Source organism: Mesorhizobium sp. M1423 (assembly GCF_040317575.1).
In the GTDB taxonomy this organism is placed as follows: Bacteria; Pseudomonadota; Alphaproteobacteria; order Rhizobiales; family Rhizobiaceae; genus Mesorhizobium.
The window spans coordinates 87671-99546 of sequence record NZ_JAMYKU010000003.1; the positions used below are offsets into that span (position 1 = coordinate 87671).

Consider the following 11876-nt stretch of genomic DNA (forward strand, 5'->3'; position numbering starts at 1 on the left):
GCCCCCGCGACGGCTAATCACCCTCGCGCTGCAGCGTGCCGAGATGATTGTCGTTGAGAAACTCGATGGTCACGGCCGACGCCTTGCCGTCGGGGTCGATGACAAAGCTGACGGCCGAGGGCCTGTCCGGCATCTCGGCATCGGGGAAGGTCACGAAGAGGTCGCGGTCGAAATGCTTCAGTGGATAGGACCGCGCACCGGCGGGCCCGACCTTGAGGACAAGAGCCTCTCCTTCGCCCGACACAATAGCATCGCCGATGAAGTCGTTGAAGTAACGGCCGGCATAGGCACTGGCTGGCCCGGCCGGACTTGCCGGAGAGGGCGGCACGGCATAGGTGGCCTTGGCCGCCGCAATCACCGGCCCGAACATGCCTGCATAGATATCATTCCATGCCTTTACCTTATCTTTCCCCAGCGTTCCGTCGAAGACGAGATCGGCGAAGCTGTCGGACAGTCCCTCCGGCACGCCTGTCGGAAAGGCGTTGGCGATGACGACGATGCCAAGCTTCTCCTCGGGGAAGAGCATCACCAGACTGCGTGCGCCGGTGCTGAAGGCGCCCGCATGACCCCAGACCAGCCCGTGCCGGCCGAATTCGACATTCCAGCCGAGGCCGTAGAAGGCCTCGCCTCCGGAGACGGGGTTCTTGCCGCGAACCATCAAGGGAATATGTGTCTGGTCCAGCGCATCGGCGGCAATGAGTCTCTTGCCGGCGTAGGCCCCGTTGCCGAGCACAAGGCGCATCCATTGAGAGAGATCGCGTGCGGTGGAACTGACGCCGCCTGCTGGCGCCTGCGCATCCGGATAGCGCTGGACCTTCGCGGCCCAGGCGCCATCGATCTTGGCGTGGAGTTCGGCGCGGTTGGCGTGCTTGATGAAGTCCGAATGACGCGAACTGGTCGAGGCCATTCCAAGCGGACGATAGAGCTTCTCTTCGGCGACCTCTTCCCAGGGCTTGCCCGTCGGCTTCGCGGCGGCGACGGCACCCTCGGTCAGTCCGAAATTACTGTAGGAATAGCCGGCACGAAAGCTCGACGACGGCGACACGAACCGCAGGCGGCGCAGGATCTCCCCGCGGTCATAGCCAATGTCCTCGAGGTCGTCGCCCGCCGTGCCGGGAAGCCCGCTGCGGTGCGCAAACAGGTCGCGGACCGTGAGTTCGCTGGTCGGATAGGGCTCGGCGAGCCGGAAAGCCGGATCGAGGTCGGCGATCTTCGAATCCCACGAAGCAATCCCGTCGCTGACCAGCGCCGCCACGACGGTGGCTGAGACCGGTTTGGAGAGCGAGGCGATCTGGAAGACCGTATCGGCGTCGACGGCCTCCGGCTTGCCGGTCTCGCGATGCCCGAACCCCTTGAGGAAGATCACCTCGTCGCCATGCACGACGCCGATGGCCAGACCGGGCACGCTACCATCCGCGACGACGCCTTCGGCGAGTAATTCGAGCTTCGCAAGGGCCGCGGCGATCCTGTCGGGTGGGATGGTATCGGCCGACGCCGCTTTCGGCAAAAGCACCATGATAGCGATGAAGGCCAACATCCTCCAACGGAGGTGGTTCCGCTTTATGAATAGCCGCATGCTCAGCCCCCTCCGCTTCACCGGCGTGCACTATTGCAGGCCGACGCAGGGAAGGCCAGCCTCACGCTCGACCCGCCATCCATTGACGGATGTCGGTTTCGCACCAGTCGAAATTCAGACAGCCGCGCCTGAGCTAGGATGCCGCGCGCAGGCGAAGGCGCCGCCTGCTGGCGCGGGCCTTCTCCGCCACCGCAGCGGTGATCTCGACCACGCCGTCTTCACGCGGTCTGGCGTTGGTGACCTTGTGGAGCCGCTCATAGGGCAACAGTTCCTTGACCCGGGCTTGAAGCGACGCGACTTCGGCACGCAGATCCTCGCATTCCTGCCGCTGGACGTCGAACTGTATCTGTTCGGATGCCTGCTGCAGGGAAAGCTGCGAAAAATTCGCGCTGACCGCGGAAAGGTTCATCTTGTCGCTTTCGCTCTCCTTCATGAGAGCAGACAATTTTTCCTCGGCGATTTGCTTTTCGGCCACCGCGTCGCTCGCTTGAGCCTTGAGCCTGGCGATCTCGCTGACGGCTTCGCTGTTGTGGTTCGAGGCGGCTTCCAGTCGCGATCGGAGATCCTCGATCTCAGAACGCAAGCCGGTCATCTCCGCGACACCGCGTGCAAGTTCGGCTTCCCTGTCCCCGTCCCTGATGCGGGCCGCTTCCGTCATTTCCGACAGCTTGGCCTGCGCCATGTCGAGCGATTTCTGCAGCCGCATTTCCTCTTTCTCGCTCTTGCCAAGCGCGGCCAGCAGTTCCGAAACCTGTGCGGCGTCATTGGCGTGGACAGTCGAGAGTTCGTCCAGCCTGTGCCGGGCCTCGGCCTCCCGTTTCAGCGCCTTGTCGAGGTCGATCGACAGGCTGACATGTTTCTCCCGCAGCATCTCGTTCTCGCGCGAGCGTCTGTTGGCCTCGACCGCTCTGGCCGAGAGCGTTTTGACAAGCTCGCCGAACTCGGCCTCGCGTTTTGCGCTCGCATTGCCTGCCACGACGAGTTCCAGCCTTGCTGCAGCCAGCGCGCCGCGAAGTGCTTCCTTGTCCTCGACCAGGCTCGCCTCATGCTGCTGCAGCGCCTCTATAGCGCTGTCGCGCTCGCGCTGCTTTCTGGTTGCATCGTGGAGCTGTTCGGATAGTGCTCTTTGTTGCGCGGTCAAGCTGGTATTTGCCAGCTCCAATTCGTTGGCGCGAAGAATGTCGCCGTGGAGGAGTTTCAGGAATTCGCCTGTCAGATGATGCGAGGTCGCGATCTCCGACAGTTTCGCATGGATCTCCCCAAGATACTCCTGCGCGTCGTGAAAGAGCCCATCGACCGCACTTAAGGCAGCGAGCCGGGTTTGCGTATGGGGCGTCAGCCGTCGCGCGGTCTCGAAAGCGTCCGCATTGTCCTCGATCTGCGAGCTGTCATCCGTTGCTGCGAGATTCTCGTCCGACACGGTGAGGTCGTTCAACGGCGACTGATCGTCCACGTTGAGACATTCGCTGAACGCATCCGCCAAATCGGTTTCGAGCTCCTTGAACGCTTTCTCCACAGTCTCGGCACGCTTGATCAAACCTTTGAAATTCATGACCGGATATCCCTCTCGTGCAGCGCCGGTAAGGAGCGGACTTTCAACACTTGATCCTCGCCTCCCCCGGATGCGGGTTCATCTCCTGACATGCGCTCTGGCCGACGCACGCTAGGGACAGGCTTGGCCACTGTCCTCGTGTGTTTGAATGACGTGTTCTGCCGCGCTCCATACCCGAGGCGTTGGCACCGCTCGCAAAATGCCCACTCATTTCACCTGAAACGGATATGAAGCGGCGCAAGCCTGAGGATCGCCTGGTGATTGTCTTAAGGACCGGCCGAGCGCCTCGCTGTTCTGCAGCAGCTACAAGGTCGCGGTCTAAGACGACGCGTGTCACTGTCGGGAGGCCTGACCTGATAAATGCCGGACCTAATAAATGATTGTGTTGAATACGTTTCGCTGATTAGCTGCTGTGCATAGACCAGGGACAAGACAGACAAATGTTGTCCCGGGAGGACCGCGATGCCGGTGCTTGAGGTTCGCCACGTCTCCAAGAATTTCGGGGCCATCCAGGCCCTGACCGACGTCAGCTTCCAGGTGGAACGAGGCGAGGTCGTAGGTCTGATGGGGGATAACGGCGCCGGCAAGTCGACGATAGTCAAGACCGTGGCCGGGAATTTTCCTCCGAGCGACGGCGAAATTGTAGTCGAAGGCGAGGTGTGCCACTTCCACCAGCCCGTGCAGGCCCGCGCCAAGGGGATCGAAGTCGTTTATCAAGACCTGGCGCTCGCCGATAATCTGACGGCCGCGCAGAACGTCTTTCTGGGGCGCGAGATCAAGAAAGGGTTCTGGCCGATCAGGATTCTTGACAAGCAGGCGATGATCGATCGCTCGGCAGCACTGTTCAAGGAACTCAAATCGGAAACCCGGCCGCGCGACCTCGTCAGGAAGATGTCGGGTGGGCAGCGCCAGGCGGTCGCCATTGCGCGGACCCGGCTTTCAAATGCCAAGCTGGTGCTGATGGACGAACCAACGGCCGCCATCTCAGTGCGCCAGGTGGCGGAAGTACTCGAACTGATCCGGCGCCTCAAAGCACAAGGAGTCGGCGTCATGCTGATCAGTCACCGAATGCCTGACGTGTTCGCCGTGGCAGATCGTATTATCGTCCTCAGGCGGGGCTCGAAAGTTGCCGACAAGCCAGCCGACAAAACATCGCCCGAGGAAATCACTGGACTGATAACGGGGGCCATCCGTGGCGAATAGTGTTCAGGAGTCAGTTGGCGTTCAGGGCTCAGTCGAAGAACATGGCAGGCCGGCCATGTCGGACTTCGTCCCGACCAAGGAAAAAACAGTTCTCCAACGTGTGATTTCAAGTCAGCCCTTCTGGGTGACGATCGCGCTCATCGCGCTCGTCATGCTGATGACTGCGATGGAGCCGAGCTTCGGCACCTCTGAAAACGTCGCCAATGTAACGCGCAACTTCGCACCTTTCGGTATCATGGCGCTCGGCATGACGATCGTCATCATCACCGGCGGTATCGACCTGTCGGTCGGCTCCGTCATGGGTCTCGTGGTCATCGTCGCCGGCCTGTTCCTCACCTGGCATTATCCCTGGTACGTTGCCTTCGCCATGGGCCTTTTCTCCGGTCTGGCCTGTGGCGCGGTCAACGGATTCTTTGTCGCCTATGTCGGGATGCCGTCCTTTGTGGTCACCCTCGGCATGCTGTCCGTCGCACGCTCGCTGGCGGTCGTATTCTCGGCCAACCAGATGCTCTACCAGTTCGGGCCCGATGCTCCGATCGTGAAGGCGATCGGTCAGTGGAAATGGCCGCGGCATGGTCCGAACGACTGGGCACCGCATTGGATACCAGAACTGTCGTCACAATTCTGGACCATGGTGATCTTGGCCCTGATTGTCGGCTTCGTATTCAACTTCACAGCCTGGGCCCGGCATCTCTTCGCCATCGGCGGCAATGAGGAGGCGGCACGGCTCACCGGCGTTCCGGTCAACTGGATTAAATTCCAGGCCTATGTCTTCTCGGCTTTCACCGCCGCGCTCGCCTCGCTCCTGCTCCTCGGCTATAATGGCTCGGCCATCAATGCCATGGGCCAGGGCTATGAGCTGCGCGTTATCGCCGCGACGGTCATTGGCGGCGCCAGCCTCATGGGCGGCGCCGGCACGGCCTTCGGTGCTATCATCGGTTCGGCCTTCCTCGAGGTGATCAGGAATGCGCTGCTGATGGCCGGCATCGATTCAAACTGGCAAGGTGCCTTCGTCGGCGCCTTCATCGTTCTTGCGGTTCTCTTGGGCATGCAAACCGGCGGCAAATCGATTCTCGCCGCGTCGCTGGCAGTCTTGATGCCCAAAAAACGCCGCTAGAAACCCGCCGGCGGGAGGCTTGCGGGACATCACACCAAGGAGGAGAACGTCACATGAAAAAACATCTGCTGACGGCCGCCGTCGCGCTTGGCGCAATGGTGCTCGCCGTTTCCGGCGCCCAGGCGAAATACACCTTCGCCCTGGTGCCGAAGAACATGAACAATCCTTTCTTCGACCAGGCACGCGACGGCTGCAAGAAAGCCGAGGCCGAATCCAATGGCGCCGTGGAGTGCATGTATATCGGTCCCGGCGAACATGGCGGCGGCGACGAGCAGGTGCAGATCGTGCAGGATCTCGTGGCCAAGAAGGTGGACGGCATCGCCGTGTCGCCATCGAACGCCGCGGCGATGGCGGTTGCGCTGCAGGCCGCCAAGGAGGCCGGCATCCCGGTCCTCACCTGGGACTCCGATCTCCTGCCCGAAAACAAGGATCTGCGCGTCGCCTATATCGGCACGCACAATTACGAGATCGGCGAGAACCTTGCCAAGCTTGTCATGCAGATCAAGCCAAAAGGCGGCACGATCTGCATCCAGTCGGGCGGCGCGGCGGCGGCCAACCACAACGAGCGCATGCAAGGCATTCGCGATACGCTTTCGGGCACCAAATCGGCAGCCTCGCCGGGGGATCGGCTGACGGGCCAGAACGGCTGGACCGAAATCGAAGGCTGCCCGCTCTACACCAACGATGATTTCCCGCTTTCGGTGCAACAGTTCGAGGATATCATGGCGAAAAACCCGAACCTCGACGCATTCGTCCCAACCGGTGGCTTCCCGCAGTTCATCCCTGATGCCAACCGCGCCGCGGTCGCACCGTACAAGGACAAGATCGCCTCGAAGGCCCTGGCCCTTGTCGTTGCCGACACGCTTCCGGTACAGATCGACCAGATGAAGGAAGGTTTCTCCCTTGGCCAGGTCGGCCAGCGGCCGTTCGAGATGGGCTACAAGACGATGATGGCGCTGAAGGACATGAAGGACGGCAAGGCTCCGCCGGCTGACCCGACCTACACAGGCCTCGATGTCTGCACTCCGGAGACTGCGGACACCTGCGTCGCCAAATAGTACTTTTGGGCGGGAGGAAACTCCCGCCCTCTTCATAGGGAATCTCAATGCCGGAATTGTTCTCGCTCAAGGGCCGTGTCGCATTGGTCACGGGTGCCTCGCGTGGTCTTGGCTTTGCCATGGCCAAGGCACTTGCGGAAAACGGCGCGACGGTGATCGTCAATGCCCGCGACATGACCGCCCTTTCCGCGGCGGCCGAAAGGATCGGTGCAGAAGCCCTGCCGTTCGATGTCACCGGCGCGGCGATCTCAAAGGCGTCGCTCGAAGGAATCGTCGAACGCCACGGCCGCCTCGATATTCTGGTCAACAACGCCGGCATCCAGCATCGGAAACCGTTGGTCGAATGGCAGGACGAGGATTTCAACCATGTGGTTGCCGTCAATCTGTCGGCTTGCTTCCGCATGATGCGCGACGCGGTGCGCCTGATGCTGCCAAACAAGTTCGGGCGCATAATAAACATCGGATCGGTCGCGGCGATCCTTGGCCGTCCCACAATTCACGCCTATGTGGCGGCAAAGGCGGGCCTGCACGGCCTGACACGCTCCACTGCCGCTGAACTGGGCCGTCACGGCATCACCGTCAACGCGATCGCCCCCGGCTATTTCGCCACCGAGCTCAATACCGCACTTATGAGCGACGAGGCCTTCACCAAATGGGTCGAGGCACGAACCCCGGCGGGCCGCTGGGCCCAGCCTGAGGAGCTCGGCGGAGCCGTGGTGTTTCTCGCCTCCGACGCTGCCGCTTACGTCAACGGGCACGTGCTGACCGTTGACGGCGGGCTATCGGTTTCCCTGTGACCGGCAAACTGCTTTCAGGAATTTCAACCGGGCGACACTGTGCCGGCAGGGCGTACCTGCTAGCCGCCTGAAATGACGAGTTGCTGCATCTGCTGCTGGCCCGGTCCCCTGCGCGGACGCCGACGCCACACGACTGGATGACGCGCCGTATTGCAGCCGCCGACTTTCGATTCGCAACGGGTTATTTCGACGTCTGGCGGCATCGGTGCTTGATGCCGCCAATATTTCATTCCACACACCGGTCACGATGACGGACGAGATACGGGATCAGCGCCAGGTATTCAGGTGGGCCTTGCCTGCCTCCGCGGTCATGCATTTGCTCGCCGCGGCGCTTCTGTTGTCCGCACTGCCGGTGTCGCCCCCGCAGCCGCAGAAGGAGCAGGCCATCGGGGTGGATCTGGTGCCGCCGCCCAAACCATCGGCGAAAGCCAAACCTCCGCCGCCTGCGAAACCGCCCAAGCCCGAAAAGCCGCCGGAAGCAAAGATCGAGACGCCGGCGCATCCTGAAGCCGGCCCTCAGAGGCCAGTCTTCCAATTCGGTGAGAAGGACGCTGGTCCTCGCAAGTCTCTGGACGGCAACAGCGCGGAGGATGGTTCGGAACAACCGGCGGCGCGGCAAGATCCCGATAAACAGGATCTTGCGCAGCCGCCGGACGTGACTGCGGTAGACGGCAAAGACCCGGCTCCGCCGCCTGGCGCATCCGCGTCGCCTAAGCCCAAGCGAGCGGCCAAGGTGCAAAAGCCGCTGAAGCTTGAAGAAGCGAAAAGATTGTTCTCGCAAACAGCAACCGGTGATCCGATCGCGACAACCGCCATGAGAAATGTGCCGCGCCCCGATCGGATCGGTCAGCTCTGCTTCTGGGAAGTGCGCGAACAGTTGCGCCATGCTTCGCCCCCCTACTTTCCTGACGTCTTGCGTCCCTTCAGGTTGAAGGCCGGCAATATCATGCAAGTCTCCAGGACCGAGTTCCGCGCCGGCGGGCAGTGGTACGCCCTGAGCTTTCGTTGCGAGGTCGATCCTGATGCGACGAAAGTCGTGTCGTTCGCCTTCCGTGTTGGAGATCCAGTGCCAGCGCCGCGGACTGCCCGCCAAATAGGTGGCCCAGACTGATCGAGGTCGGCTCGCCGGCCGCATCAAATCCACGATGCCGGCGAAGTCTTCGCGCCCCGGCATCCGTAAGGTGGCTTTCGCCAGCGGCCGCCTCACGGTGGGACGAATGCTCGCCCGCCTTGGCAATCGCTGTGTCGAGATTTAGCTTATGCTAAGGGAGGGTTCGATGACTTCAAGTTTCAATGTTCACCATGCTGCCGGCTATGAGCAGCTCATAGGTCGCTGGAGCCAAAGGCTCGCGCCGCTGTTCATCGACTTCGCGGGCCTTAAGGACGGCGAAAAGATCCTCGACGTCGGTTGTGGCACCGGCAGCCTGACCTTCGCGCTCGTCAAGGCCGCTGACCTCCGCGAGGTCGCTGCGATCGACTTTTCGGTCGTTTTCGTCGAGGAGGCAATCCGGCGCAACACCGACCCGCGGATAAAAATCCGCCAGGCGGATGCCTGCGCTCTGCCCTTTGAGGACGGCGCGTTCGACCGTGCCCTGGCGCTGCTCGTGCTCCATTTCGTGCCCGAAACCGGCAAGGCAGTCGCTGAGATGCGACGCGTCGTGCGGCCGGGCGGCGTGGTCGCGGCGACCGTATGGGACCATCTCGGCGGCATGCCCGGAATGCGCATGATGATCGACACGGTGGCAGTGCTCAGTGAAGGCGGACGCCAGCTGCGCGCCCGCTATTGCACGCAGCCGATGATGCAGCCGGGCGAAATGAAACGGACCTTTGTCGAGCAGGGTCTCCGCGACGTTACGGAGACCGAGCTGATGATCCGCATGGACTACCAAAACTTCGACGATTACTGGGCGCCGATTGCCGCCGGCGAAGGGCCGCTCGGCAAGTATGTGGCCACGCTCGATCCAGAAGAGCGGGCGCGCACCGACGCCGCCATGCGCGACGCCTATGAGGCCGGCCGGCCCGACGGCCCGAGGTCCTTTGCCAATGTCGCCTGGGCCTGCCGCGGTGTCGTTGCCTGACGTTGGCACTAATGCATGTCGCGCAAAAGTGTGTAGCGGTTTGCGATAACGACATGCATAACAAAGAACCTAAAGCGCGTCGCATGAGGCCGATCGAACGCGACGCGCTTTAGCCAATCCCATAGACCAGCCCGACGCGGCCGTCCGACAGCTGCTCAACCTTGCGCAGTTCGAGCCCACGACGATTCTTCGCCGTTCCAAACAGCGCCTTTCCTTCACCGGCGAGCAGCGGATAGACGATCAGCCTGAGTTCATCCACCAGCCCGGCATCGATAAGGCTCGCGGTAATTCGGGCGCCGCCCATAAGGTAGATGTCCTTGCCGGGCTGCTGTTTCAGCGCAGCGATATCCTCGAAATTCCGCACGAAGCGCGTCTTTGGCCAGGCCGCCGAAGTCATTGTGTTCGACAGCACATAATGCGGCGTCTGCGCGGCGAAGCGGGCCCATTCGAGCTCGGCCGGCTTCGGCAATTTGCCGGTCATCGGCAGCGGCTTGTCGGGCTCGTTCTGGATGGCGCTCCAGTAGCGCTCGTAGCCAGCATACATGACGCCGCCAAGCAGGCAGGCATCGATTTGCGGCGTCAGGCCGTATTCCTCAGACCACGCATCGACCCAATCAGCGTAACCCTCGGGTCCCTCCATCTTGCCGTCGACGGAAATTTTCATTCCAGTGATCAATTTACGCATGACTTCCTCCATCAGGCTTGCGGGATGCAAGCACGTTTCGTCGGATCATCGTTGCTTCGTGTGGCTGGCGGCGACCTCAGGGATGGCCGCCGCGAGTTACATCAGGCCGGCAGGCGGCGGTCGTATTCGTCCCGCAGGCGGCTCCAGCCGTCCCAGAACGAGGTCGGTGTCTTACCCGCCAGGCGGGCGGCCAGCAGGTCGAGGTGCACGTGCCAGCCGGCGGTGATGTTGAGCTGGATTGCACGTTCCGGCAGGCGCCGATGGACGACGGTGAGCAGCACATCGCTACCCTTAGCCTCCAGCAGGAAGGAGACGCCGCCGGTATTTCCCCAGGTGATGGAAAGCTTGCGCGGCGGATCGAGTTCGGTGATCCGGCCCTCCATCCGATGCTCTTCGGGGAAGCCCGCGGGGCGCTGGCCAGGCGGGTCGGTCAGCTCGTCGTTACGCCAGACGAACTCGAACGAGCTGCCGGCCTTCATTTCCATCTGGCCTGCGGCCATCCATTGCCGTCGCAAGTCACTCTCGGTGAGATAGGCCCAGACGCGCTCGATGGGGCCGGGCAAAAGGCGCTGGATGGTGAACGTGGCGGGCTCGGTCAGCTCGCCATAGGCGCCGATGGTTCTCATCTGGTTCATTGCTCGTCTCCTTCTTTCGGATTGGGCGATTTCCTGGGCTCATCCTGGGCTTTGCGTGCGTCCTCTTCGCGAAGAAGGCGTTCGAGAACATCGAGACGACCGGTCCAGAAGCGCTCGTAGAGGCTGAGCCACTGATGGGCGCTGGCCAGCGGTCCAGGGGCTAGTCGGCACAAATGCGTGCGGCCCCTCACCTCTCGATGAATAAGCCCTGCGTTCTCCAGCGCCTTGATGTGCTTGGAGGCGGCCGCGAGCGACATCACGAAGGGTTCCGCCAGCTGGCTTACCGTTTTCTCGCCATCGGCGAGATCGCGAAGCATGTGCCGGCGGGTGGCGTCGCCAAGGGCGTGAAAGACCGCGTCCATCTGGTGTGTCTCTAATTCAACCATTTAGTTGAATATAGACGCGCGCTTTGAGATAGTCAACCGTTTGGTTGAATAATTTATGTGAAGCGCTGCGGGCCGTTTGCGCTCACCGAGGACGTCGAGGTGACAGGGGATGCGGACGCGCGCTCGGGAGCAGTGGAGCGCAGGCTCTTACTTGCCGTCGAAGAAAGTGTGGATCGCGGTTTCCAGCTTTTCGATAAGCTGAGGGTTGTGGCAGCTGCCAGCCCAGATCAGGGCGTTCAGCCTCATCTCCTTGTTGATAAAGCTCACCTTCCCAGAATCCAGCAGGTATTCCGCGATCTCGTAGTGCCGCCCCTTGATAGCCTCGATGAGCGCGTTGTTTCTCCCCGTCTTGTCGGTCAGATTTACTTCCGCGCCATTCTCCACGAGCAACCTGACGACTTCGAGATGCCCGTTCTTCGCCGCCTCGATTAGAGCGGTTCTGCCGTAGTAGTCAGCTCGCGCGTTGATCTCTATTTGGGGGTGTCTCACCAGGGCTGAGATACACGCATAATGTCCCTTGGCGGACGCAAGGCTCAAGGGCGTGCTCTTCCACTTGTTTCTGGAATTCACGTCGATTTCCGGGTCTTCGATCAGCGCCTCCACCACAGCTGTGCGGTCATTGAGGGCTGAAAGGTGAAGTGCAGACCAGCCGCCATCGTCCGGCTGATTGATATCGGCGCCAGCCGCCAATTCCGATCGAACCGCCTCCGCATCGCCTTTTTCTGCCGCGACCAGCAGAGGCGACCAGTCTCTTGCCCCTTCGGCTTCCAAGCTGTTGGTCAACGCAGT

General features: G+C 61.7%; 12 protein-coding genes. 6 read left to right on the forward strand and 6 right to left on the reverse strand.

Annotated features, from left to right (window positions below; translation table 11 throughout):
* Window positions 1–13: 13 nt before the first annotated feature.
* Both NKG95_RS05250 and NKG95_RS05255 read right to left on the reverse strand, forming a co-directional pair.
* On the reverse strand, window positions 14–1537 hold the full coding sequence (locus NKG95_RS05250) for a serine hydrolase (RefSeq protein WP_502896280.1): 1524 nt from the start codon (window positions 1535–1537) through the stop codon (window positions 14–16).
* Window positions 1538–1709: 172 nt separating this feature from the next.
* Window positions 1710–3128 carry a coiled-coil domain-containing protein gene (locus tag NKG95_RS05255; protein WP_353040120.1) on the reverse strand — a complete coding sequence of 473 codons (1419 nt, stop codon included), beginning with the start codon at window positions 3126–3128 and terminating at the stop codon, window positions 1710–1712.
* A gap of 462 nt (window positions 3129–3590) precedes the next feature.
* On the opposite strand from NKG95_RS05255, the gene NKG95_RS05260 reads away from it, so the two are divergent.
* The 6 genes from NKG95_RS05260 (at window position 3591) to NKG95_RS05285 (ending at window position 9381) form a co-directional block, all read left to right on the forward strand.
* On the forward strand, window positions 3591–4331 hold the full coding sequence (locus NKG95_RS05260; protein WP_254819718.1) for an ATP-binding cassette domain-containing protein: 741 nt from the start codon (window positions 3591–3593) through the stop codon (window positions 4329–4331).
* Window positions 4332–4386: 55 nt separating this feature from the next.
* Entirely contained in the window at window positions 4387–5448 is a 1062-nt protein-coding gene (locus NKG95_RS05265) for an ABC transporter permease (protein WP_023677317.1), read from the forward strand.
* Between the two features lie 53 nt (window positions 5449–5501).
* Window positions 5502–6506, forward strand: coding sequence for a sugar-binding protein (locus NKG95_RS05270; protein ID WP_353040121.1), 1005 nt, complete (start codon window positions 5502–5504; stop codon window positions 6504–6506).
* Between the two features lie 47 nt (window positions 6507–6553).
* Entirely contained in the window at window positions 6554–7303 is a 750-nt protein-coding gene (locus NKG95_RS05275) for a glucose 1-dehydrogenase (RefSeq protein WP_353040122.1), read from the forward strand.
* A 205-nt stretch (window positions 7304–7508) separates the two neighbouring features.
* The gene (locus NKG95_RS05280) at window positions 7509–8414 is read left to right on the forward strand and encodes a DUF930 domain-containing protein (protein WP_353040123.1); all 906 of its coding nucleotides are present in this window, start codon (window positions 7509–7511) and stop codon (window positions 8412–8414) included.
* Between the two features lie 166 nt (window positions 8415–8580).
* Window positions 8581–9381, forward strand: a complete 801-nt coding sequence (locus NKG95_RS05285; RefSeq protein ID WP_353040124.1) for a class I SAM-dependent methyltransferase — start codon at window positions 8581–8583, stop codon at window positions 9379–9381.
* Between the two features lie 109 nt (window positions 9382–9490).
* Here the strand turns inward: NKG95_RS05285 and NKG95_RS05290 are convergent, their stop codons facing one another.
* The 4 genes from NKG95_RS05290 to NKG95_RS05305 all read right to left on the reverse strand — a co-directional run bounded on the left by NKG95_RS05290 (window position 9491) and on the right by NKG95_RS05305 (window position 11870).
* Window positions 9491–10066 (reverse strand): dihydrofolate reductase family protein, encoded by a 576-nt coding sequence (locus NKG95_RS05290; protein ID WP_352481678.1) that lies wholly within the window; start codon window positions 10064–10066, stop codon window positions 9491–9493.
* A 101-nt stretch (window positions 10067–10167) separates the two neighbouring features.
* A complete protein-coding gene (locus NKG95_RS05295; protein ID WP_352494420.1) occupies window positions 10168–10701 on the reverse strand; it encodes an SRPBCC family protein in 534 nt (177 codons plus the stop codon).
* A complete protein-coding gene (locus tag NKG95_RS05300; protein WP_353040125.1) occupies window positions 10698–11087 on the reverse strand; it encodes an ArsR/SmtB family transcription factor in 390 nt (129 codons plus the stop codon). Before NKG95_RS05300 ends, NKG95_RS05295 begins: the two co-directional genes overlap by 4 nt.
* A gap of 147 nt (window positions 11088–11234) precedes the next feature.
* Complete coding sequence (locus NKG95_RS05305; protein WP_353040126.1) at window positions 11235–11870, reverse strand: ankyrin repeat domain-containing protein; 636 nt, start codon at window positions 11868–11870, stop codon at window positions 11235–11237.
* Between the last annotated feature and the right edge of the window lie 6 nt (window positions 11871–11876).

What these genes read in the sequence shown, in the direction of transcription:
- NKG95_RS05265 (WP_023677317.1), top strand. Translation starts at nt 4,387, where the DNA reads ATGTCGGACTTCGTCCCGACCAAGGAAAAAACAGTTCTCCAACGTGTG.
- NKG95_RS05285 (WP_353040124.1), top strand. Translation starts at nt 8,581, where the DNA reads ATGACTTCAAGTTTCAATGTTCACCATGCTGCCGGCTATGAGCAGCTC.
- NKG95_RS05295 (WP_352494420.1), bottom strand. Translation starts at nt 10,701, where the DNA reads ATGAACCAGATGAGAACCATCGGCGCCTATGGCGAGCTGACCGAGCCC.
- NKG95_RS05255 (WP_353040120.1), bottom strand. Translation starts at nt 3,128, where the DNA reads ATGAATTTCAAAGGTTTGATCAAGCGTGCCGAGACTGTGGAGAAAGCG.
- NKG95_RS05270 (WP_353040121.1), top strand. Translation starts at nt 5,502, where the DNA reads ATGAAAAAACATCTGCTGACGGCCGCCGTCGCGCTTGGCGCAATGGTG.
- NKG95_RS05275 (WP_353040122.1), top strand. Translation starts at nt 6,554, where the DNA reads ATGCCGGAATTGTTCTCGCTCAAGGGCCGTGTCGCATTGGTCACGGGT.
- NKG95_RS05300 (WP_353040125.1), bottom strand. Translation starts at nt 11,087, where the DNA reads ATGGTTGAATTAGAGACACACCAGATGGACGCGGTCTTTCACGCCCTT.
- NKG95_RS05290 (WP_352481678.1), bottom strand. Translation starts at nt 10,066, where the DNA reads ATGCGTAAATTGATCACTGGAATGAAAATTTCCGTCGACGGCAAGATG.
- NKG95_RS05260 (WP_254819718.1), top strand. Translation starts at nt 3,591, where the DNA reads ATGCCGGTGCTTGAGGTTCGCCACGTCTCCAAGAATTTCGGGGCCATC.
- NKG95_RS05250 (WP_502896280.1), bottom strand. Translation starts at nt 1,537, where the DNA reads ATGTTGGCCTTCATCGCTATCATGGTGCTTTTGCCGAAAGCGGCGTCG.